This window comes from Cryobacterium sp. Y50, from assembly GCF_002929805.1.
GTDB lineage: Bacteria > Actinomycetota > Actinomycetes > Actinomycetales > Microbacteriaceae > Cryobacterium.
On sequence record NZ_PJJM01000088.1, the window covers coordinates 62,421 to 84,199 of the forward strand.

Sequence of the window (21,779 nt, forward strand, 5' to 3'; positions counted from 1 at the left end):
TGTTCAGCGGCCAGAGTCGAGAGCCACATCTCAATGATGCGCCGAGTTCGGCAGTGCCGATAGGGGCGACGCGTCGTTGAAACGAATGCCCGCCGGCTGACACCTCGACGCTGTTGGTCGTGTCGTACCCCGCGCGTAGGCTGCGGACATGCGCGCAATTATCGTGAACTCTCCTGGTGGTCCTGAATCCCTCACCCTGACGACGGTGCCCGATCTCGTTGTCGGGGCCCACGACATCCGTTTGGAGGTCGCAGCGGCGGGCGTGAACCGAGCGGATATCCTGCAACGGCAGGGCAATTATCCCTCACCGGCCGACGCGCCACAGTGGCCGGGGCTGGAGGTGTCTGGCGTGGTCATCGAGGTAGGCGACGACGTGACCCGGTTCGGCATCGGCGATCGGGTGTGTGCGCTGCTCGCCGGCGGCGGCTACGCCACTGAAGCCGTGGTGCACGAAGACCTGGCGTTACTGGTGCCACTGTCAATGGACCTCATCGACGCCGCAGCCCTGCCGGAAGCCCTGGCCACCGTGTGGTCGAACGTGTTCATGGACGCTGCGCTCCAGCCCGGAGAAACACTGCTCGTGCACGGCGGCGGGAGCGGAATCGGCACGACCGCCATCCAGCTCGGCCGCCTCATGGATGCCCATGTGGCCGTGACGGCCGGATCCGCCGAGAAACTCGCCGTGTGCGAAAGCCTGGGGGCGCAGATTCTGGTCAACTACCGGGAACAGGATTTCGTCGCCGAGATCAACACCGCCACCGACGGTCACGGTGCCGACGTGATCCTGGACATCATGGGTGGCGGCTATGCAGCCCGCAATATTGAGGCGGTCGCGGTGAACGGGCGCATCATGGTGCTCGCCAACCAGAGCGGCGAACCGGCCCGGTTCGACCCATTTCGCCTCATGCAGAAGCGCGCCCGCTATTGGGGCACCACCCTGCGGTCGCGGCCGCTGGCCGAAAAGGTCGCCATTCTGCGTTCCCTGGAATCGGCGGTCTGGCCGTGGATCGCGTCGGGTGAGTTTCGACCGGTGATCGACGGCCGGTTCTCGTTTGCGAGTGCAGCGGATGCGCATCGGCGGCTGGAATCATCGACTCACGTCGGCAAGATCGTGCTGGTGCCCTGAACCGACCGTGAAGTCAGCGCGAGCAGCCTTCGCGCGAGCAGCCTTCGCGCGAGCAGCCTTCGCGCGAGCAGCCTTCGCGCGAGCAGCCTTCGCGCGCCGATATAAAAAAGGGGCCGCACCGACCGGTGCGACCCCCTCACTTCTCTGTCGAGCGGCTACGTCTGTTCGGCTGCAGCGGCGCGAGCCAGCTCGGTCCACGGCTGGGTGAAGGCGGGCGTGACCCCGTGATCACGCCGAGCAGGACACCGCCGATAATTACGACGATCCAGCTGAGCTCCGAGCCGAAACCGACCGACAGCACGACGGCCAGCATCATGGCCATGGAGACCACGTGGTGACCGAGGCGACGACCACTCCGGCGCCAGCGCCGAAAATAGGAAAGCCGAGGGCCACTTTTTGTCGACACCACCTCGTGAGCTATCGCTGTGGCCTGTCTTGAGTGCTCGAGTCGGGTTCTCCCGTCGTGAGGCACGGACTGTGCACGATGAAGTGCAGTGGCAGCACCTCACCGGGCCAGCAAACCGGGCGCGAGCAGTCGAGCGAGCGAACGAGCGACTCAGCGGGTGTAGTGGGACTCCTGCACCTCGTACACCGGGGTGTCAAGCCCCTCCATGCGTGCCTTGATCTGCAGCGCGAGGTAGTTCGAGTAGTGCCGGCTCTGGTGTAGGTTGCCGCCGTGAATCCAGAGTTGCGGCACGTTCGTGGGCTTCCACATGTTGCGCAGCTCCCCCTCCCACGGCCCCGGGTCCTTCGGGGTGTCGGAGCCGTAGCCCCAGCAACGGCCGACCTGGTCGGCGACCTCCGGTGAAACCAGGTCGGCCAGCCATTCGTTCATGGAGCCGTACCCTGTGGCGTACACGATCAGGTCCGCGTCCAGCTCGGTGCCGTCGGCGAGAACCACGGAGGTGGGCGTGATGTGATCGAGCTGGCCCGATTTCACGGCGACCCGGCCGTCGATCAGCAACTGCGAGGCGCCCACGTCGATGTAATAGCCCGACCCGCGGCGCAGGTATTTCAGGAACAGGCCCGAGCCATCCGTTCCAAAATCCAAATCGAAACCAACATCGCTCAGCTTTGAGTAGAAGTCGGCGTCACGCTTTGCCATCTGCTCGAAGACCGGAATCTGCGCGGACGGCAGAATGCGGTACGGCAGCGAAGCAAAGAGCAGGTCGGCCTTCTCGGTGGTCACTCCGTTGGCCAGCGCCTGCTCAGAGTAGAGTCCGCCGAGCGCGAGGTCCATGAGTGAGTCGCTGCGGGAGATGTGTGTCGACGAGCGCTGCACCATGGTGACGTCGGCGCCGTGCTCCCACAGGTCGGCGCAGATATCGTGGGCCGAGTTGTTCGACCCGATCACGACGGCCTTTTTGCCGGTGTAGTCGCCCCCACCGGGATGCTGCGAGGAATGGTGTTGTTCACCTTTGAAAGACCGGGCACCCGCAAAGACCGGCGTGTTGGGGTAGCCAGAGACGCCGAGCGCGAAGACCAGCTGCTTGGGGCGTAGGGTGACCGGCGTGCCGTCGCGCATGACCTCGACCACCCACTCCTGGGCATCCTCGTCGAAGGTCGCCTTCGTGCATTCGGTGCTCGACCAGTAGTTGAGTTCCATGATGCTCGTGTAGTGCTCGAGCCAGTCGCCGATCTTGTCTTTCGAGGCGAAGACCGGCCAGTCCTCGGGAAACTTCAGGTAGGGCAGGTGGTCGTACCACACCGGGTCGTGCAGGTGCAGCGACTTGTACCGGTTACGCCACGAATCCCCAGCTCTGGCGTTCTTCTCAATCACGATCGTGGGAACGCCGAGCCGGCGCATGCGGGCAGCCAGGCCGATGCCGCCCTGCCCGCCGCCCACGATCACGCAGTACGGCTGTTCCTCGTAGCCGAGCCGCGCCTCCTGGGCGGTTTTCTCCTCGAGCCACGAGGTGCGGCCCTTCGCAATTTCGTGGGAGACGCCCTGTTCGCGGTTACGGCCTTTCTTTTCTTCGAAACCCTTGAGTTCCTGCATTGTGGTGAGCAGGGTGTAGCACCGGCCAGCGTGCAGGCGCAGGTGTGCGTACCCGCGGGCCTGGCCGGTTTCGAAGGTCACCCACGCCTCGGCAGCACCGGCGTCCCCGGTCGCGGGTTCGGCGAGCGCCCAGTTGTGCGGGCGCACTTCGTCGAGGGTGGCGGTGAGCATCCGTTTGATGTCGGCTTTACCTTCGAGGGTCTTCAAATTCCAGGTGAAGGACACGAAATCGCGCCAGTAGCAATCGTCGGCAAACAGCGCCGCGGCGCCGTCGACATCTCGGTTCTGCAGGGCCGTGTCGAACCGGGCGAGCCAGTTGTCGACGACGGTGCTCGGTGAATCGGGCATGTCACTCCTTTGTGATCCAGCGGAAGGTCAGCCCTGTGTCGGACGCGACCTGTATGTTCAAGTACAGGGCCGCAGGGGTTACATCGGCGTTACACCCGGTGCTTCTGATCGGCGTCATCGTCGGATCCAATGGAGGAGACAGCGCATGTCCTACGGGCCGAGCACCCCGGTTCTCACAGCTGGCCAGCGATTCTCCTGCCCCAAAGAATATGAACGGATACTCCGCGCGGCCCACGAACGCGCCCAGGCCGATGCGCCACCGCCGGCGATCACCGCCGCGGTGTGGGAATCCTGGCAACGTTCCCTGGCCGCGGGCATCGACCCCGACCGGCACCTGCCTCGGCATCTGCACGAGGTGGCCGACGTCGTGGCGCTGCGCCGTGGGCATCCGCTAGAGACCGTGATGCCGGCACTCAGCGAACTTCTGGCCGATGAGAGCGCGGATGGGCAGCACCTGCTCGTGCTCGCCGACGCTCGCGGCGAGGTACTGTGGCGGGTCGGCAGTCGCTCGGCCATGCGGCAGGCCGACGGGCTTGAGTTCGTGGAGGGCGCTGACTGGTCCGAGGCCGGCGTGGGCACCAACGCCATCAGCGAAGTGGTGCTGAGTGGGCGCGCCGCGCAGTTATTTTCGGCCGAACATCTCGTGCGCACGCACCACGAGTGGGCGTGTACGGCCTCACCCATTCGAGACCCGGATAGTGGCGTGGTGATCGGGGTTTTAAACGTGTCCGGGCCACTCAACACGGTCACGGCCGACAGCATGCGGATGGTCAAGTGCGGGGTTCGGGTGGCCGAGGAGTTGTTGCGGGCGGCGCGACGAGAACCGGCGCGTCGGTCCGGGTCGGTGGCTGCCGGGCGCTCATTGATGGTTTCATCTGTACTCTCGCTCGAGCTGCTCGGTGAGAGCCCGTCGGTACTCGGCGCCGACAGCAGTCGGATGCCGTTGTCGCTGCGCCGCGCGGAGATTCTGGCCCTGCTTGAGTCACGGGAGCGCGGCTGGAGCGCCGACGAACTCGCCTATGCCGTTCATGGGGAGACCGGTTCCGCCTCGGCTATCCGCATTGAGATGCACCGTATTCGCCGGGTGCTCGGCGACGCGCTGGAATCCACGCCGTATCGCCTCGCACCCAGCCTGCGCGGCTCGTCTGACTCGGCGCGCGTGTTACGATTGGTGCGCGGCGGGCAGGTGGCTGCTGCCCTCGCGGCGTACACCGCCCCGTTACTGGTCCGGTCGACCGCCCGGGCTATCGAACCGCTGCGCGCCGAGCTCACGAACGCGGTGGGGGCATCCATTCGCGCCAGTGGAAACGCCGAGCTGCTGCGCCTCTGGTGCGCAACCGAGATGGGCAGCGATGACCGCGCCGCCGTGCCGATCCTCGGCCGGGTGGTCGGTTTCGAAGATGCCGCCTATCTAGCGTCGCTCGCCCGCCTCAGCCGCATCGACCTCGAGCTCGGCGGCTAGAACCATGGGGAGGGCTGCGTACGAGAGGGACTGAGGCGCAGCACCGCATCCGAAGCCACCTAGGCTGCCGGATTCAGGTCCAGAGAAATGGAGTCCGCAGCGGCGCGCAGCGCGGGAATGGCACGCTGCGCAAACGCATCGTCGACCCGCGACACCGGCCCGGACACACTGATGGCGGTGGGCGTCGGCGCATTCGGAACCCCCATCGCAAAGCAGCGCACACCGAGTTCCTGCTCGCCGTCGTCAATGGAGTAGCCGCGTTCCCGGATCCGAGCCAGATCGGCCAGCAGATCATCCACCGTTCCGATGCTCATGGTCGTGGGCCTTGGCATGCCAGTCCTGGCCATTATGACGCGCACGGTGTCATCGCCCAGCTGCGCCAGAATGGCCTTGCCGACCCCGGTAGCGTGAGCATGCGCGCGTCGGCCGACCTCCGTGAACATGCGCATGGAGTGTTTGGACGGAGCCTGGGCGATGTACAACGCCATGTCGGCATCGAGAACGGCCATGTTCGCCGTCTCCCCGAGTTGATCGACCAGCGACCGAAGTTGCAGGCCAGCGTGGGCGCCCAGCTGCTTGCTGGCTGCCGTTCCGAGGCGAATGAGTCCGGGGCCCAGAGCGTACCGCCGGTTGGCGAGCTGGCGAATGTACCCCTTGGTCATCAGCGTGCGCAGCAGTCGATGGATAGTGGGCAGTGGCAGGTCGGTAGAGGCCGCGAGCTCACTCAGCATCACCTCTCCACCGGCAGCCGTGATCAGCTCCAGGAGTTCAAAAGCCCGTTCCACGGACTGCACCCCGCTACCAGCTGCGCGTTCTGCCATCTCCAGGCCTCCAGACCGTGTGTAACAACAGATATCCGCATTGCGGAAATCGTCGCCCGGTTCCCCAGAGTACACAGCAGTTGACGCGGGGCCGCACTAACCATAGTCTTTTCGTATAACAGAAACTAACTTCCACGATGCGAAATATATGTGGATCAAAGTCGCTCATTTGTCGACTCGAGCAAGGATGCCCATGCTGTACACCGTAAACTGCTCCATCCTCCTGACCGAGCTGCCGTTACTCCAGCGCCCGGCCGCGGCGAAGGCCGCCGGCTTCAACGCGGTCGAGTTCTGGTGGCCCTTTGCCGCCGCAGTTCCCACCGAAACGGAGATTGCCGACTTTGAGAACGCGATCACGGACGCCGATGTTCGACTAACCGGTTTGAACTTCGCGGCCGGGGACATGCCGGCCGGGGACCGGGGTCTGGTCTCCTGGCCCGCCCGTTCCAACGAGTTCCGAGACAACCTGGCGGTCGCGGCCGGCATCGGCGAGCGCCTCGGCTGCACGTCCTTCAATGCCCTCTACGGAAACCGTATCGACGGCGTCACCGCCGAGGAACAAGACGAGCTCGCTATCGAAAACCTCTCCCTCGCCGCGCGATCCGTCGCCCTGATCGGTGGCACCGTGCTGCTTGAGCCAGTGAGCGGGGCGCCGAAGTATCCCCTGCGAACGGCGACCGACGTGTTGTCCGTTATCGACCGGGTGCGCGCCGAGACCGGCGACACGAACATCAAATTGCTCGCCGACTTCTACCACCTCGCCGTCAACGGTGACGACGTCGAAGCCGTGATCGCCGAACACGCACACGAATTCGGCCACATCCAGATTGCCGACGCACCCGGTCGCGGCGAACCAGGAACGGGCACCCTACCGATTCACGAGTGGCTCGCGCGCAGTCAGGAGCTCGGCTACCAGGGCGCCATCGGGCTTGAGTACAAGACGACCACGGCTTATCCGTTTGCCTGGCTCGAAGCTGTCTAACCGACCACGCGCATCCGCCACCATTTAGAAAAGGACAACGAAAATGATCAATGTTGCCGTCATCGGCCTGGGGATCATGGGCCTTCCCATGGCGATCAATCTCGTCAAAGCCGGCCACAACGTCATCGGTTTCAACCGCAGCCCGGCACGAATCGATCAATTGATTGCCGCGGGCGGCCGCGGCGCGGCCAACATCGCCGAAGCCGTGCGGGATGCCCATGTCGTGTTCACGATGCTGCCCGACTCGCCCGATGTCGAAAACGTCGTCGGCGGCCCGGACGGCGTCTTCGCCAACACCCCGGCCGATGCTACGTGGATTGACACCAGCACAATCCGTCCCGATGTTACCGTTCGCCTCGCCAACGCTGCACGGGAGGCCGGGCTCAAGGCCGTCGACGCCCCCGTCTCCGGCGGCGAGGCCGGCGCGATCGAGGGCACCCTGTCGATCATGGTCGGCGGGGACGCCGCCGACGTCGAGGCCGTTCGCAGCCTACTCGACGCGATGGGAAGCACCGTCGTGCACGTCGGTCCGGCCGGGTCTGGCCAGACGGTCAAGGCCGCTAACCAGCTCATCGTTGCCGGTACCATCCAGCTCGTCGCCGAGGCGCTCGTATTTCTGGAGGCACACTCGGTCGACACCGAGGCCGCCGTCAAGGTTCTGGCCGGCGGACTGGCCGGCAATCGAATCCTGGACCGCAAGGCGGCCTCAATGGTGGCGCGCCGCTTCGAACCGGGTTTCCGGGTCGACCTGCACCACAAGGACCTGGGCATCGTCACCGCCGCTGCCCGCGCCGCCGGCGTCGCCATTCCGCTGGGTGCGATGGTGGCCCAGCTGATGGGCGCCCTGCGTGCCGAAGGCCACGGTTCGCTCGATCACTCGGCTCTGCTGTTGCTGGTCGAGCAGATGTCCGGCCGCTCGCACACCGAAACACCGACGATTCAGCTCCAGGGAGAACCACATGTCTAAAATGCGTGCAGTCGACGTCGCCGTCGCCATCCTCGAGAAAGAGGGAGCCACCCAGACCTTCGGCGTTCCGGGCGCCGCCATCAACCCGTTCTACTCGGCCATGCGCGCTCACGGCGGCATCGACCACATCCTGGCCCGCCACGTAGAGGGTGCGTCGCACATGGCCGAAGGATTCACCCGCACCAAAGCCGGCAACATCGGCGTGTGCATCGGCACCTCCGGGCCGGCCGGCACCGACATGATGACCGGGCTCTACTCTGCATGGGCCGACTCGACGGCCATCCTCTGCATCACCGGCCAGGCTCCGGTGAGCAAGCTGCACAAGGAAGACTTCCAGGGCGTCGACATCGCTTCTATTGCGGCTCCCGTCACCAAGATGGCCGTCACCGTGCTCGAGGCCGGGCAGGTTCCCGGCGTCTTCCAGAAGGCGTTCTATCTGATGCGCTCCGGCCGTCCGGGCCCGGTCTTGATCGACCTGCCGATCGATGTGCAGCTCACCGAAATCGAGTTCGACATCGACACCTATGAGCCACTGGCGGTAGCCCGGCCCGCAGCATCGGTTGCCCAGCTGAAGAAGGCACTCGCCATGCTGCTGCTGGCCAAGCGCCCGGTGATCATCGCCGGCGGCGGCGTGATCAACGCGGATGCCTCGGAGCAGCTAGTGCAGCTCGCCGAGGTGTTAAATGTTCCGGTTATTCCCACGCTGATGGGCTGGGGCAGCATCCCCGACGACCACCGGCTCGCGGCTGGCATGGTGGGACTGATGACCTCGCACCGCTACGGCAATGCGACCATGCTCGAATCGGATTTCGTTCTCGGCATCGGTAACCGCTGGGCCAACCGGCACACTGGCGGCCTCGACACGTACACGAAAGGCCGTACGTTCATTCATATTGACATCGAGCCCACCCAGATAGGGCGGATCTTCTCACCAGACTTCGGCATCGTCTCCGATGCCGCAGCTGCGCTTCGCGGTCTGGTTGAACTGGCACGGGAATGCAAGGCCCAAGGCGGACTGCCCGATTGGGAGAGCTGGGTTGAGAGCTGCGTACACCGCAAGAACACGATGCAGCGCAAGACGCACTTCGACAATGTGCCGATGAAACCGCAACGCGTGTATGAGGAGATGAATCGGGCATTCGGCACCGAGACCCGATATGTGACCACGATCGGGCTCTCTCAGATTGCCGGGGCACAGTTTCTCAATGTGTTCCACCCGCGGCACTGGATCAATTGCGGCCAGGCCGGTCCCCTCGGCTGGACGCTGCCTGCTGCCCTGGGGGTAGCCGTGGCCGATCCGACGAAAACGGTCGTCGGGCTCAGCGGCGACTACGACTTTCAGTTCATGATCGAAGAACTGGCGGTGGGCGCTCAATTCCACATCCCGTACATCCATGTCGTCGTGAACAACTCCTATCTCGGCCTGATCCGGCAGGCGCAGCGCCGGTTCGACATGGATTATCAGGTGTCGCTCGCGTTTGAGAACATCAACTCGCCCGAGCTTGAGGGCTACGGCGTCGACCACGTCAAGGTGGCCGAGGGCCTCGGCTGTAAAGCCATCCGGGTGCGCGAAGCCGACGATCTGCAGGCAGCGTTCGCGCAGGCACGGGATTGGATGGCCGAGTTCCGGGTTCCCGTGGTCGTCGAGGTCATCCTCGAGCGGGTCACGAATATCTCGATGGCCGCCGCCGAGATCGATGCCGTGACCGAGTTTGAAGCCCTGGCCGAGACAGCAACCGATGTGCCCACCGCGCTCTCCTTCGCGGTCTGACTCGCCTTTTTGACCTAGTGCACGTGCAATTCACGAACAAAGGAGTTCTTGTGAGTACAACAACCGTTAACGCCCCGAGCGCCAGCATCATGTTCGGTGCGCTCCGCGCGGCCGTGACCGACCCAGCCCGGGTGAAGACCCGGGCCCTCGACCGGTACGCCAACGCCCACGATGCCTCACATTTCCTGCTGATCCCGCAGGCGGTCGTGGTGGCCACGGACGCTGCCGAGGTCGGCGCGCTCCTGTGCGCCGCTGCGGCGCAGGGCGCACACCTCACGTTCCGGTCGGGAGGCACTAGCCTGAGCGGGCAGGCCATCACCGACGGGGTGCTGGTCGATGTGCGTCGCAACTTCAAGAACATCGAGGTACTCGACGACGGCCTCCGGGTGCGGGTGCAGCCGGGCGCCACTGTGCGCGCCGTGAATATCCGGCTGGCCAAGTATGGCCGCAAGTTCGGGCCCGACCCGGCCAGCGAGTCCGCGGCAACCATTGGCGGCGTCGTGGCAAACAATTCCTCTGGAATGGCGTGCGGCACCGTCGATAACACCTACCAGACCCTCGAATCGGTCGTTGTGGTGCTGCCCAGCGGCACCGTCGTTGACACCGGGGCAGCGGATGCCGACGACCAGCTCCTGAAGCGGGAGCCGGTCTTATACAACGGCCTGCTCGAACTCGCACGGCGCACCCGGAGTAATCCGGCATCCGTCGCCACCATTCGGCAGCAGTTCTCGATGAAAAACACCATGGGGTACGGCGTGAATTCCCTTCTGGACTTCGACCGGCCGGTAGACATGCTCGCGCACCTGATTGTGGGCAGCGAGGGCACGCTGGGCTTCGTGGCCGAGACGGTATTTCGTACCGTGCCCAAACTGCCGCATGTGACGACGGCGCTGCTCGTATTTCCCGGGCTCGAAGCCGCCACAGCCGCGCTGCCCGCCCTCGTGGCGACCGGCGCGGCCACCCTGGAACTCATGGACGCGTTATCGCTGACCGTGGGGCAGCAAATGCCCGGTGCCCCGGCCATCGTGCTCGACCTCGTTGTTCAGGAGCACGCCGCCCTTCTCGTGGAATACCACGCCGAGTCGTCCGAGAAACTAGCGCAGCTGCTTGAGACCGGCATGCAGACCGTCAACACGCTGAATCTCACCCTGCCGGCCGATTTCACAACCGATGCGGGCATCCGCGGCCAGCTGTGGTATCTGCGTAAGGGGATCATCCCAGCCGTGGGTGGCACCCGGCCGCAGGGCACGAACGCCCTGCTCGAAGACATCGTGGTTCCCGTGCCGGCGCTCGCCCGCACCTGCATGGAACTCATTCGGCTGTTCGCCAAGTACGCGTACGAGAACTCCATGATTTTTGGTCATGCCAAAGACGGCAACGTGCACTTCATGCTCACCGACGATTTCAGCAGCCCGACCGGGCTGGAACGGTTCAGCCGGTTCACCGAAGACCTCGTCGACCTCGTGCTCGGCGAGGGTGGTTCGCTCAAGGCCGAGCACGGTACCGGGCGCGTAATGGCACCCTACGTGCAACGCCAATACGGCGACGAGCTCTATGACGTCATGCGGCGCATCAAGGTATTGTTCGACCCGGCCGGCCTGCTCAACCCGGGTGTGCTCATCAATGATGATCCGAACGCGCACCTCAAAGATCTCAAAGCCATCCCAGCCGTGGCAAGCGAAGTAGACCGCTGCACCGAGTGTGGCTGGTGCGAACCGGTGTGCCCGAGCCGTAACGTGACGCTCACACCCCGGCAGCGCATCGTATCGCTGCGTGCAATCGAGCAGGCCCGGCTCGATGGCAATCTCGCCCTGGTGGCCGAGCTGGAAAAAGATTACGAGTACGACGCCGTGCAGACCTGCGCCGCCGACGGCATGTGCCAGACAGCCTGCCCGGTCACGATCAACACCGGCGACCTCATGAAACGCCTGCGCCGGGACGACGCCAACCCGGTCGAGAAAGCAATCTGGAATGTTGCCGCGAAGAACTGGGGCGCCGTGTCTCGGGGTGCTGGCGTGGCCCTGAATGTGGTTCGCACGGTACCCGTCGGCGTCATCCTCGCGCCCAACAAGCTGGCCCGCGCCGTGCTCGGCACAGACGCCGTGCCCCTCTATTCCCCTGAATTGCCCGCTGGCGGCGCCAGCCGTAAACGTCGGGCGGTGACGACTGCGCCCAAGGCGCACCCATCCATCAAAGTTGAAGAAAGCGAAACCAGCCATGCGTAATCCACCGTCGGAAATCACCCGGCAGCGTGCCTTGCCAGCGGATGCGCCGCAGGCCGTCTATTTTCCCGCTTGCGTGCAAACAATGTTCGGTCCGGCCACTACCGGAACTTGCGGCGTACAGGTCAGCTTCGAGCAGTTGTGCGAACGCGCCGGCATCACCCTCCTCGTTCCGGCCGGAATCGATGCCCTATGCTGCGGCACACCATGGTCGTCCAAGGGCATGGCCGACGGGCTCGCCACCATGAGCCAAAAAACCCTTGCCGTCCTGCGCGCCGCCACCGGCGAGGGCGAACTGCCTGTCGTCTGTGATGCTTCTTCCTGCACCGAGGGCCTGCGCCACATCATCGAGGGCGACACCAGCGCGCGGCCCTTGACCGTCATTGACGCGGTCGAGTTCGCAGCCATCCACATCCTGCCGGGCTTGCCGGGGTATAAAAAAATCGAGTCTCTCGCGCTGCACCCCACCTGTTCCTCGACCCGGATGGGCATCAACCCGGCCCTCGATACCGTCGCCGATGCCATCGCCGAACACGTCGAGATCCCCGAGAACTGGGGTTGCTGCGCGTTCGCCGGCGACCGAGGAATGCTCCACCCCGAACTCACCGCATCCGCCACGCGCGCCCAAGCCGCGGACGTCGTCGCCATGGACGCCACCGCCCACGCCTCCTGCAACCGCACCTGCGAGCTCGGAATGACGCGTGCCACCGGCAAGCCGTATCGCCACGTACTCGAGTTGCTCGAAGAAGTCACCCGGCCGTAGGCCCACCTCTCTGAAACCGGGGTTTCTGAGACATGCTGTGGTGAATCGCCAACCCGCGTCGCGTGTCTCACATTCTCCGGTTTTTTGTGCGCGCCCGGAACAACACAGCGGGCGACAACGGATGCCTCCGCTGCCGCCCGCTGCCGGGTGACGGTACTAAACGCGCGTCGGTTCGGGGGCCAGCACGGCCGCCTTCTGGCGCAACATCCAGCGCACGATCAGCCCGAGCGTCGTCATGAGCAGCACGAGCATGATCGAGCCGAGGTTGAAGCCGAGGCCGTAAATGAAAATGAACGAAATCGAGCCGGCTGCGATGCAGTAGTACAGCGTGACCAGGATCGTCTTGCGCAGCAGGTCTCCCTCCCGGCCGAGCAGTCCCACCGTCGCCGAGGCTGCAACGATGTTGTGGATGGCGATCGGATTTCCGCCGGCGCCTCCTACAGCCTGTGCGACCACCACCTGCTCCGGGTTGACCCCGATGGCGTTACCGGTGGAGAACTGGAACTGGGAGAATGTGAGATTCGACACGGTATTGGAACCGGCGACGAACGCTCCGAGCGCTCCGATGAACGGGGCGATGAACGGCCAGGAACTACCCGAGACGGCCGCGGCGCCCTCGGCAAGGGTCACCGGCATGCTCGAGAGATCGGACATGTTGAGGTCCGGCCCGGACTGGATCAGCACGCGCACGAGCGGCACGGCGAACAGCAGGGCCACGGCGGTTCCGGCGAGTTGCTTGCCGGAGACCACCCAGGTCTCGCGAATCTGCCTGCCGTTCATGCGGTGAAGTGCATAGGCGAACAGCGACGCCAGAATGAGCAGGAAGGCCGGCGAGTAGAAGGGCTGCACGGCAGCAGAGATATCGGTGCCCAGAATGTTGTTGAACGGAATGGCGATGCCGGTGAGGAATCCCGTAACCGGCGTAATCACCCGGCTGCCGACCAGTAACACGGCCATCAGCACGTAGGGTGCCCAGGCACTCACGATACTTATGCCACGAGCGGATGCGACGGGTGCCGCCGCCGGTTCTATTGTTCCCATCCAGCGCGGGCTCCACGTGGCGCGCGGGCCGAAGTCGAAGGTCTTCTTCGGCATCAGGAAGCCCTTACTTGAGGTGAACATCACCAGGATGAGTCCGAAGAGGCCGCCGAACAGTGAGGGGAATTCCGGGCCGAGGAAGCGGGCCACGAGAACCGAGGGGATGGTCATGGCAACCGAGGCGTAGAGCGCGAACGGCCAGATCGCGAGCCCGTCACGAAAACGGCGCTCGGGGCCGAAGAAGCCCGTGAGCATGCACACGAGAATCAGCGGAATGAGTAGTCCCACGATCGCGTGCATCGACGCCACCTGGAATCCAATCGAGGCCACGAACTCAGCCATCGTGACGCCGAGCACGGAGAGGCGTTCGGCCACTGCCGGATCACCGCCGAGTCCGCCGCCGACGCCCACGATGATGGGGGTGCCGACCGCGCCGAAGCTCACCGGCGTGCTCTGGATGATGAGGCCCACCATAACGGCAGCCATCGCCGGGAAGCCCATCGCCAGCAGCAGCGGCGCGACGACCGCGGCGGGAGTACCAAAGCCTGAAGCGCCCTCGATGAAGCTTCCGAACAACCACCCAATGATGATCGCCTGGATGCGCCGGTCGGGCGAGATGTTGTTGAACCCGGCGCGGATCCTGGACATCGCTCCTCCGACCGTCAGCGTTGACAGCAGCAGGAGAGCACCGAACACGATGTACAGCAGGGTTGCCGCGATGATCACTCCCTCGAGGGAAGCGGCGATGACTCCGAGAAAGTCCATCTTCCACACCACGAGGGCCACGATCACGGTCGCGATGTAGCCCACTGGCATGGCGTACTTGGCGGGCCATCGAAATCCGGCGAGCAAAATGCCCACCAGCAGAATTGGTGCCAGCGCTAGAAGGCTCAGCACAGCAAGATTGTCCACGATTAGGTCCTCTCTGACCAATTTTCGTATGGTGAAATTTTAATATTGCTTTGTGGATGTCATTCTAGGGCGTCGCTCCATTCAGGGTCAACGGATGTGCCGCCTTTAGACGCAGGCAATGACTGACAAGGCCGCACCCACGGTCCAGAGCCAGCGCATCACGATGTTCGGTGCCCCATTAGTGATGACATGCGGATTCTGTCGATCCTGATCGCCTTCTGCTTCGGCGCCCTGCTCGAGGCACTGGCCGGTTTCGGGGCACCGGTGGCCATCACCGCGGCCATGCTACTGGCCGCCGGCATGAAACCACTCAAATCGGCGATGGTGGCGCTACTCGCCAACACTGCCCCGGTGGCTTTCGGATCGGTGGCGGCGCCGATCATCGCACTCAGCGGCGTCACTGGGCTCCCCATTCATGACCTCGCGTCGATGATCGGTCGACAGACCCCGTTCATGGCCCTACTGGTGCCGCTCGTGTTGGTCTTCATCGTTGACGGCAAGCGCGGCGTGAAACAGACCTGGCCGGTGGCAGTAGTCGCCGGCGTTATCTTCGCGGTGGCACAGTTTCTCGCTTCCAACTTTCTCGCCGTCGAACTCGTGGACGTGATTGCCGCCCTCGCGACCATTGCCGCCGTACTGGTCATGTTGAGGTTCTGGCAGCCGCGCGAAACCATCGGATTCTCAGCGGCAGCAACGAATGCACCCGCGGATGACCTGCAGGTGCTGACCGGCGCCGCCGACAACGGCGGTGCGCTGGCAGTTCGGGCCGGAACGCCGACTGCCGCCTCCTCCTTCGCTGTGGCAGCGTCATCGATCGATGCCGCGCCGGTGAAAACGACGCGGCCCGGCGCGCGCCAGGTATGGACGGCCGTCGCCCCCTACCTGATCATTATCGTGATCTTCTCGATTGCCCAAGTGCCGATAGTCAGGGCCTGGCTGACCGCTTTCGGCAGCGTGACGTTCCGGTGGCCGGGACTTAATGTGATCGACCCGGCCGGCAATCCGGTTGTAGCTCAGCTCTTCAAACTGGACCATCTCAAGGCAGCGGGCACATCCGTGCTGATCTCCGGTGCGGTCCTGATGGCCTTATACAAGATCACGCCCCGCCAGGAACTGCGGATCTACCGGGAAACCCTGCTGCAACTGCGCTGGACCATCGTCACCGTCACCGCCGTGCTCGCCCTGTCGTTCGTCATGAATTTGTCCGGACAAGCCAGCACACTGGGCGTCGCACTGGCCTCTACCGGCGGTTTTTTCGCCCTGCTCTCCCCGCTGCCGGGGTGGATCGGTGTGGCCTTGACCGGCTCCGATACCTCGTCGAACTCCCTGTTCGGGCAGCTGCAGGTCTCCGCCGCCAACTCGGCTGGCCTCTCGCCGGTCTTGATGGCTGCGGCGAATTCCTCAGCCGGGGTGCTGGGCAAGATGCTCTCGGTGCAGAATCTTGCCGTAGCCGCAGCCGCCGTCGGACTCGCCGGCGCAGAGAGCACGCTCCTACGCAAGCTCATCGGCTGGAGCCTGGGCCTGCTCGTGCTGCTCACCCTCTTGATCTAGCTCCAATCCACCCCCGTACTCAACTGGATGGTGCCCCCACGCTCCAGATCGACCAGCTGACGCAGCCATTCAGCGACCCGCGCGACTGGCTTGCCCCAGGCCCCTTCGGAAATTGCCTCATCCCAGAATTTCAGGTGGTGAAGCCCGGGCGGCAGCAGAAACGGCAGCGCGGTGCCGATCAGCGGGTGGCGAAAGCCGCCACGCATCCGCTCATTCAGCCAGCCGATCTCGTCGTCTTCTAAAAGTGCCCGCCGAGCCGGGTCGACTTCGCGGGCGGCTTCGTGATATCACGCCGCGCCGTGATGAACTTTTGCATCACCTCGGCGGTCAGGTCGGCTTAGACCTGACCGCCCAGAAAGAGGATCAGATTTGGGCGTGGCACGTCGCTGTCAGGCGAGGCCGGGCGCAGAGCGTAGGCACGCAGTTCGTCAACATGCACGAGCGCATCATCGGGCTCAGAATCAGAGGTGAACTCGTCATGATTGCGTTGTACCGCTCCAAGATCAGGTCGGCTACGCCCTGCGGTGATTGGGGCATGGCGATCGTCGCCCGCAAACTACACCCCTTCGTCTACTCTGCCGGCCGACCAGGCACTTCGCCGTCATTTTCGATCGGAAAAGTGAGATTTGCTAGTTTGACGTTCAGCCAGTGGCGAACGTACGCTGGGAGTGAGGCTCTTGCCCACGTCGCTTTGCGCGCCGACGTCTGTCGGCTGCCTTTGGCAAATGCGCGGTATCTCAGGCACCCCCGACCACAGCAGATCGGGGGCAGGTTGTCCAACGGAGGAAAATCACATGCGCAAAAGAAGACTATCTATTATCGCGGGTGCGGCTCTGGCCGGCCTCGCCCTGGCTGGCTGTTCCCCGGCCGCTGAGAGCGCCGACGACGGCAACGCCAATCAGGTTGAAGTTTTCACTTGGTGGGCCTCCGGATCAGAAAAAGTAGGACTGGACGCCCTCGTCTCCGTCTTCGACGAACAGTACCCCGACGTGGACTTCAACAACGCCGCCGTCGCCGGCGGTGCAGGCTCGAACGCCAAGGCCGCCCTCGCGTCTCGGCTTGAGGCGAGCAACCCGCCCGACACCTTCCAGGCCCACGCCGGTGCCGAGCTCACCGACTACATTGCCGCCGGCCAGCTGCAGGATCTGAGCAGCTTCTACGAAGAGAACGGTCTCAACGAGGCCTTCCCAGCCACGCTGATCGACCAGCTCACCTCCGATGGCAAGATCTACTCGGTGCCGAGCAACATCCACCGCGCCAACGTCACTTGGGTGAACATCGACGTGCTTGAGAGCGCGGGCATCGACCCGGCTGTTGCGCCCGCCGACATGGACGCCTGGATTGCGGATCTCACCACGCTTAAGGACTCCGGCGTCGAAACTCCCCTCTCCTTGGGCACCGAGTGGACTCAGATGCAGCTGCTCGAGAATGTGCTCATTGCCGATCTCGGCGCGGAGGGCTACACCGGCCTGTGGGACGGTACCACCCCGTGGGATGGTCCCGGCGTTGCGACGGCCGTTGACCACTACAGCCAGCTGCTCGATTTCGTCAACAGCGACTATGTCGGACTGGACTGGGATGCCGCCACGCAGCTCGTGCTAGACGGCAACGCTGGCTACAACGTCATGGGCGACTGGGCCGAGGCTGCATTCGTGCAGGCTGGCCAGACCTACGGCACCGAGTACACCACCTGGGCCACCCCGGGTACCGAGGGCATCTTCGACTTCCTCGCTGACTCCTTCACCCTGCCCGAGGGTGCCCCGCACGAGGCGGCAGCCATCGATTGGCTGACCACGATCAGCTCAGCCGAGGGCCAGAAGGCGTTCAACATCGCCAAGGGTTCCATTCCGGCAAGAACGGATGCTGTCGCATCCGATTACCCGGCCTACCAGCAGACCGCGCTGAAGTCGTTCAGCGAAGACACCGTCGTCAGCTCCCTGGCGCACGGTGCTGCAGCGGCGGCCTCCTGGTCGGCTGACCTTTCCTCGGCCATTGGCAAGTTCGGTTCCGACCGTGACAGCGACGCTTTGATCGCTGTAATGGTCTCGGCTGCCTCGAGCGCACTGGGCTAATCTGCTTCATCCGCACCCTGCTGGCGAGGCCTCTGCCTCGCCAGCAGGGTGCTCTAACGCTGCAACGATTCAACGCACGGAAAGGCGCATTGTGCGCAAGGGAGTACGCAACTGGGGACCCCCGCTTCTGCTGGTGTCCCCCACCATCCTCATCCTGGGAATCTTCGTGTACGGCCTCATCGCCGCCAACATTCAGGTTTCCACGACCAACCGGCACAGTCTCGCGCCCGAGTCCGAGTTCGTGGGCCTCGAAAACTACCTGGCCCTCCTCGGTGAGGATCGTTTTCTGCACTCGCTGTTCAACCTCGTCATGTTCACGGTTGTCTTCATCGCTGGCACGATGCTGTTCGGCTTCATCTGGGCGTGGATGCTCGACAAGGGCGTAAGCGCCGAAGGCGTCTTCCGTTCCGTCTTCCTGTTTCCGATGGCGATCTCGTTCGTTGCCTCCGGTGTGGTGTGGCGCTGGCTACTCAACAGCGCAGAGGGTGATCGGGCATCCGGTCTCAACCGCATTTTTGAAAGCCTCGGGCTCGGCTTTCTGCAAAACGCTTGGTGGAATGAGCCCATCTGGGGCATGGCTGCCATCGCCATGCCCGCCATCTGGCAGCTTTCCGGCTACGTCATGGCCCTGTTCCTGGCCGGCTTCCGCGGCGTTCCGCAGGAGTTGCGCGAGGCTGCTCGCATGGACGGCGCCTCCGAGTGGAAGCTCTACCGTTTCGTGGTCTTCCCGCAGCTGAGCCCGATCGCGTTGTCGGCATTGATTATTGTGAGCCACATGTCGCTCAAGGTCTTCGACCTGATCATGTCGGTGACCGGTTCGATTTACCAGACCGAGGTACCCGCCACCTACCTGTGGGTCACGCTCACCTCGAATGACTATGCCAAGTCCGCCACGATCGCCACGATCTTGCTGCTACTGGCGTCGCTCTTCATCATCCCTTACCTCATTCAAACGTGGCGTTCAGAGAAGGCGAACCGATGACCGTCACCGAAGAAGCACCCCCGGTCTCACGACCTCGGGCTGATCCGGCCCCGCGCACGCCCAAGCCGGCGCGCCGCTTCACCATCGGGCGCACGCTTAAATACGTGCTCCTGATTGTCTTCGTCTTCGTGGTACTCATTCCCGTTTACGTGCTCATCGTGACCAGCTTCAAACCACCGGCTGACGTCACAGCGTCAACGTCGTGGGGGCTCCCGGTGCGGTGGCCCTGGGAGAGCGTAGCCCCGGGCGGACCCACCGGCTTCGATAACTGGACCGGAGCCTGGGCTGCCCTCGCCCCGTCGATCGGCCGCACGTTCCTCTTGGCCATTCCGGCAGCGCTGATTTCATCGTTCGTCGGTGCCATGAACGGCTTCGTGCTCTCGCGCTGGCGGTTTCCGCACGCCGACATCGTCTTCACGTTCATCCTGTTCGGAATGTTCATTCCGTACCAGGCCATCATGACGCCGCTGGTGCAGATGAAGACATCCCTCGGGCTGCCGAGCGATATCTCGACGCTGCTCATGGTGCACGTGATCTACGGGCTGCCGATTTGCACGTTGATTTTTCGCAACTACTACGTGAGCATTCCGATGGAACTCATGGAAGCCTCGCGCATGGACGGCGCCGGTATGCTGCGCACCTTCGCCTCGATCGTGCTGCCCCTGTCGCTGCCGGGTTTCGTGGTCACGATCATCTGGCAGTTCACCAACGCCTGGAACGACTTTCTGTTCGCCATGTTTCTCTCAGACACCAGCGGTGGCCCGGTCTCTCTCGCGTTGAACAACCTCGCGCAGGGTGCGCAACTGGCCAATTACGGTACGGCCATGGCCGGGGCGCTCATTGCATCGCTGCCAACCCTGCTCGTGTACATCATCCTCGGCAAGTACTTCATCGGCGGGCTCATGAGCGGATCGGTCAAGTAACTTCTCGCGCGGTCAGTCTCGGTCTCGGTCTCGGTCGGCTGTGGCTGCATCCACTTCGGCCGGCCGCGCGGGCACAACGTTGAGGAGGTGTGCAGAACTGCGGAGTTATCCCGCTGATCACTCCGGGCGATTGCGGCCCTTTACGGCGATAATCTCCGCGGTTATACACGCCCGGTCCAGCAGCTCGCCGCGGCTTCGAATCGGCGCATGCCCCATCTCGTTGTCGTTCTGCCGCTCAGGCCACTTCAAACCGGCGAGAGCTTCACCGTCGAGGACCGGCCGCTGCACATTACCGTGCTCGCCCCCTTCAAAACGGATGCTGCGCCGTCTGAAATTGCGCAGGTCATAGCCGCGACGATGGCAGGGCAGGATGCCCTGACGGTAACCATCGGGCAGAACGAGCTGTTCGGCCGCCGACACAATATTCCGATGACAGTTATCGACGACAGGCTACGTCGCACGATAGTTCCGAGTCGCTGTGCTGTTCAGAAACGCTGTGCTGTTCAGAAATACTGTGCTGTTCAGAAATACTGTGCTGTTCAGAAATACTGAGCGGGACGCCGCCATCGGCGACTTCGGGCAGACGTCTTCGCCAAGTCAATAATCCACTGTTTTGTGGGAATGCCGCGCAGTTTGTCGGCCGCTACCTGGGCCTGCACAGCGGCAATGCGCTCCTGATTCGAGACTGGGTCACGCTCGACGCGGACTGAGCGTTGCAGCGCATTCACTGGCCGGGCCATGGGTTCACTCATCAGCGGCGTTTCTGATTCGTGCGCCTTGTTGATTGTTGTGCACTTCGGAAATTCTCGCCAGCCAAGCGTGATGCAGCGGCCAGGGTGCGGTCTGTCACCGCGGCCACGACGTCACCCTCGTGCTCAGCCGCCCCACCAAAGCCGGGCGTCTGCACCTAGTTGATGAGCCAGTCACCCTGAAGCGAACTGTAAAGATGGGCCTCATCGAAGAGGAGCACGATCGATGCTGTAACCGCAAGACAGCACCGACCACCGACACGGCTTCGATGTTCGTGGGGTGTAGCGCGGTACGGACCGAGGCGGCTCGGGCGGCGAGTACGCTCGAAAAGTGCTGTCTCGCGATCTAATCCGTCTATACCCCGAGCTCTACCACGTGGCCGCCGATGGCAGCTGGCCAGCCATCGAGCGCCACGGGCTGCTCAGTCCGGCCGCGCTCGTGACCCGCTGGGGCGTCAAACAGGGCGCGCCGCAGGCCGCTATTCTCGGCAGGCGACGCGGTGAGTCACGCGTGCTCGAGCATGGGGAATTCGGGACCGCGGTCATCCGTCATCAAAAGGCGATTCACGAGCCGTCGTTGGAGGATACCCTCGACGATATGACGCTTGCCGAGTGGTACGCCGCAGTGAACGACCGGGTGTTTTTTCACCTGCAGGCGCGCTTTCTGCAGGAACTTCTGCGGGCCCGGTCGTATCGGGACGACGCCCACACAGTGATCACCTTGAACACGAAGAGTCTGGTCGCCGCGCACGAAGACGAGATCGAGTTGAGCGCGATCAACTCCGGTTTCGCTCAGCGGCACAGCAAGGAGCCACGCGGGCGCGACACCTTTCTGTCGATCGCGGACTATCAGCATCCGACCCGGTCGCACGCCGCGACCAAAGGGCAGGACGTCGCCGAACTCGCGATCCCGCGCGGCGTGCGCGACCTGCGTGATCACGTCGTGCGTGTCGAACGGATGCGCGAGGGCACCGTTCTCGAGCGTCTCGCCTGACCTGGGCGCCGCCACGCCCCCGTTACCTTGTTTGTAACCTCGGATGGTGTGAGTATCTGAGGGAGTTGGCCTGTCGGGTCCGGCATGATTGTTGCCC

At 63.8% G+C, this 21,779-nt stretch carries 17 protein-coding genes and 1 pseudogene; 12 read left to right on the top strand and 6 right to left on the bottom strand.

Annotation, left to right across the window (positions count from 1 at the left end):
- Positions 1-148: 148 nt before the first annotated feature.
- Positions 149-1,126, top strand: a complete 978-nt coding sequence (locus tag CXY73_RS09550; protein WP_104135502.1) for an NAD(P)H-quinone oxidoreductase — start codon at positions 149-151, stop codon at positions 1,124-1,126.
- 136 nt (positions 1,127-1,262) lie between these two features.
- On the opposite strand, the gene CXY73_RS09555 is transcribed toward CXY73_RS09550, so the two are convergent.
- Positions 1,263-1,457, bottom strand: a complete 195-nt coding sequence (locus CXY73_RS09555; protein ID WP_146072794.1) for a hypothetical protein — start codon at positions 1,455-1,457, stop codon at positions 1,263-1,265.
- A 225-nt stretch (positions 1,458-1,682) separates the two neighbouring features.
- A complete protein-coding gene (locus CXY73_RS09560; RefSeq protein WP_104177594.1) occupies positions 1,683-3,473 on the bottom strand; it encodes an NAD(P)/FAD-dependent oxidoreductase in 1,791 nt (596 codons plus the stop codon).
- Between the two features lie 145 nt (positions 3,474-3,618).
- On the opposite strand from CXY73_RS09560, the gene CXY73_RS09565 reads away from it, so the two are divergent.
- A complete protein-coding gene (locus tag CXY73_RS09565) occupies positions 3,619-4,935 on the top strand; it encodes a helix-turn-helix domain-containing protein (protein ID WP_104135505.1) in 1,317 nt (438 codons plus the stop codon).
- 59 nt (positions 4,936-4,994) lie between these two features.
- Here CXY73_RS09565 and CXY73_RS09570 read toward each other — a convergent pair whose 3' ends face one another.
- Complete coding sequence (locus CXY73_RS09570) at positions 4,995-5,756, bottom strand: IclR family transcriptional regulator (RefSeq protein ID WP_104135506.1); 762 nt, start codon at positions 5,754-5,756, stop codon at positions 4,995-4,997.
- Between the two features lie 193 nt (positions 5,757-5,949).
- Between CXY73_RS09570 and CXY73_RS09575 the strand changes: the two genes are divergently transcribed.
- Genes CXY73_RS09575 through CXY73_RS23560 form a run of 5 tightly spaced genes read left to right on the top strand, consistent with a single transcriptional unit; the run spans position 5,950 to position 12,461 of the window.
- Positions 5,950-6,738, top strand: a complete 789-nt coding sequence (locus CXY73_RS09575) for a hydroxypyruvate isomerase family protein (protein ID WP_104135507.1) — start codon at positions 5,950-5,952, stop codon at positions 6,736-6,738.
- A 43-nt stretch (positions 6,739-6,781) separates the two neighbouring features.
- Positions 6,782-7,705, top strand: a complete 924-nt coding sequence (locus CXY73_RS09580) for a 2-hydroxy-3-oxopropionate reductase (RefSeq protein WP_104135508.1) — start codon at positions 6,782-6,784, stop codon at positions 7,703-7,705.
- Positions 7,698-9,476: a glyoxylate carboligase gene (gcl, locus tag CXY73_RS09585; protein WP_104135509.1), complete on the top strand. Its 1,779-nt coding sequence runs from the start codon at positions 7,698-7,700 to the stop codon at positions 9,474-9,476. Before CXY73_RS09580 ends, gcl begins: the two co-directional genes overlap by 8 nt.
- Positions 9,477-9,526: 50 nt before the next feature.
- Complete coding sequence (locus CXY73_RS09590; protein WP_369831231.1) at positions 9,527-11,701, top strand: FAD-binding and (Fe-S)-binding domain-containing protein; 2,175 nt, start codon at positions 9,527-9,529, stop codon at positions 11,699-11,701.
- Positions 11,694-12,461, top strand: a complete 768-nt coding sequence (locus CXY73_RS23560; RefSeq protein WP_369831232.1) for a (Fe-S)-binding protein — start codon at positions 11,694-11,696, stop codon at positions 12,459-12,461. Before CXY73_RS09590 ends, CXY73_RS23560 begins: the two co-directional genes overlap by 8 nt.
- A 156-nt stretch (positions 12,462-12,617) precedes the next feature.
- Here the strand turns inward: CXY73_RS23560 and CXY73_RS09595 are convergent, their stop codons facing one another.
- The gene (locus CXY73_RS09595) at positions 12,618-14,411 is read right to left on the bottom strand and encodes an L-lactate permease (protein ID WP_104177595.1); all 1,794 of its coding nucleotides are present in this window, start codon (positions 14,409-14,411) and stop codon (positions 12,618-12,620) included.
- A gap of 177 nt (positions 14,412-14,588) precedes the next feature.
- Between CXY73_RS09595 and CXY73_RS09600 the strand changes: the two are divergent.
- Positions 14,589-15,962: pseudogene (locus tag CXY73_RS09600) on the top strand (L-lactate permease); the annotation flags it as partial.
- Here the strand turns inward: CXY73_RS09600 and CXY73_RS09605 are convergent.
- Positions 15,959-16,168: a hypothetical protein gene (locus CXY73_RS09605; RefSeq protein WP_104177597.1), complete on the bottom strand. Its 210-nt coding sequence runs from the start codon at positions 16,166-16,168 to the stop codon at positions 15,959-15,961. The pseudogene CXY73_RS09600 and the gene CXY73_RS09605 sit on opposite strands and share 4 nt — an antisense overlap.
- Positions 16,169-16,756: 588 nt before the next feature.
- Between CXY73_RS09605 and CXY73_RS09615 the strand changes: the two genes are divergently transcribed.
- From CXY73_RS09615 to CXY73_RS09625, 3 genes are all read left to right on the top strand, one after another.
- Positions 16,757-18,034 (top strand): ABC transporter substrate-binding protein, encoded by a 1,278-nt coding sequence (locus CXY73_RS09615; RefSeq protein ID WP_104135513.1) that lies wholly within the window; start codon positions 16,757-16,759, stop codon positions 18,032-18,034.
- A gap of 91 nt (positions 18,035-18,125) precedes the next feature.
- Positions 18,126-19,016, top strand: a complete 891-nt coding sequence (locus CXY73_RS09620) for a carbohydrate ABC transporter permease (protein ID WP_104177599.1) — start codon at positions 18,126-18,128, stop codon at positions 19,014-19,016.
- On the top strand, positions 19,013-19,939 hold the full coding sequence (locus CXY73_RS09625) for a carbohydrate ABC transporter permease (protein WP_104135515.1): 927 nt from the start codon (positions 19,013-19,015) through the stop codon (positions 19,937-19,939). The genes CXY73_RS09620 and CXY73_RS09625 overlap by 4 nt, the downstream gene beginning before the upstream one ends.
- 117 nt (positions 19,940-20,056) lie before the next feature.
- Here CXY73_RS09625 and CXY73_RS22785 read toward each other — a convergent pair whose 3' ends face one another.
- A complete protein-coding gene (locus CXY73_RS22785; RefSeq protein WP_104135516.1) occupies positions 20,057-20,359 on the bottom strand; it encodes a hypothetical protein in 303 nt (100 codons plus the stop codon).
- Positions 20,360-21,019: 660 nt separating this feature from the next.
- On the opposite strand from CXY73_RS22785, the gene CXY73_RS09640 reads away from it, so the two are divergent.
- Positions 21,020-21,682 carry a hypothetical protein gene (locus CXY73_RS09640; RefSeq protein WP_104135517.1) on the top strand — a complete coding sequence of 221 codons (663 nt, stop codon included), beginning with the start codon at positions 21,020-21,022 and terminating at the stop codon, positions 21,680-21,682.
- Positions 21,683-21,779 lie beyond the last annotated feature (97 nt).

Bases quoted from the DNA above. Each gene is read 5' to 3' on its own strand.
- CXY73_RS09550 (WP_104135502.1), top strand. From the start codon at position 149: ATGCGCGCAATTATCGTGAACTCTCCTGGTGGTCCTGAATCCCTCACC.
- CXY73_RS09560 (WP_104177594.1), bottom strand. From the start codon at position 3,473: ATGCCCGATTCACCGAGCACCGTCGTCGACAACTGGCTCGCCCGGTTC.
- CXY73_RS09565 (WP_104135505.1), top strand. From the start codon at position 3,619: ATGTCCTACGGGCCGAGCACCCCGGTTCTCACAGCTGGCCAGCGATTC.
- CXY73_RS09570 (WP_104135506.1), bottom strand. From the start codon at position 5,756: ATGGCAGAACGCGCAGCTGGTAGCGGGGTGCAGTCCGTGGAACGGGCT.
- CXY73_RS09575 (WP_104135507.1), top strand. From the start codon at position 5,950: ATGCTGTACACCGTAAACTGCTCCATCCTCCTGACCGAGCTGCCGTTA.
- CXY73_RS09580 (WP_104135508.1), top strand. From the start codon at position 6,782: ATGATCAATGTTGCCGTCATCGGCCTGGGGATCATGGGCCTTCCCATG.
- gcl (WP_104135509.1), top strand. From the start codon at position 7,698: ATGTCTAAAATGCGTGCAGTCGACGTCGCCGTCGCCATCCTCGAGAAA.
- CXY73_RS23560 (WP_369831232.1), top strand. From the start codon at position 11,694: ATGCGTAATCCACCGTCGGAAATCACCCGGCAGCGTGCCTTGCCAGCG.
- CXY73_RS09605 (WP_104177597.1), bottom strand. From the start codon at position 16,168: ATGCGTGGCGGCTTTCGCCACCCGCTGATCGGCACCGCGCTGCCGTTT.
- CXY73_RS09615 (WP_104135513.1), top strand. From the start codon at position 16,757: ATGCGCAAAAGAAGACTATCTATTATCGCGGGTGCGGCTCTGGCCGGC.
- CXY73_RS09625 (WP_104135515.1), top strand. From the start codon at position 19,013: ATGACCGTCACCGAAGAAGCACCCCCGGTCTCACGACCTCGGGCTGAT.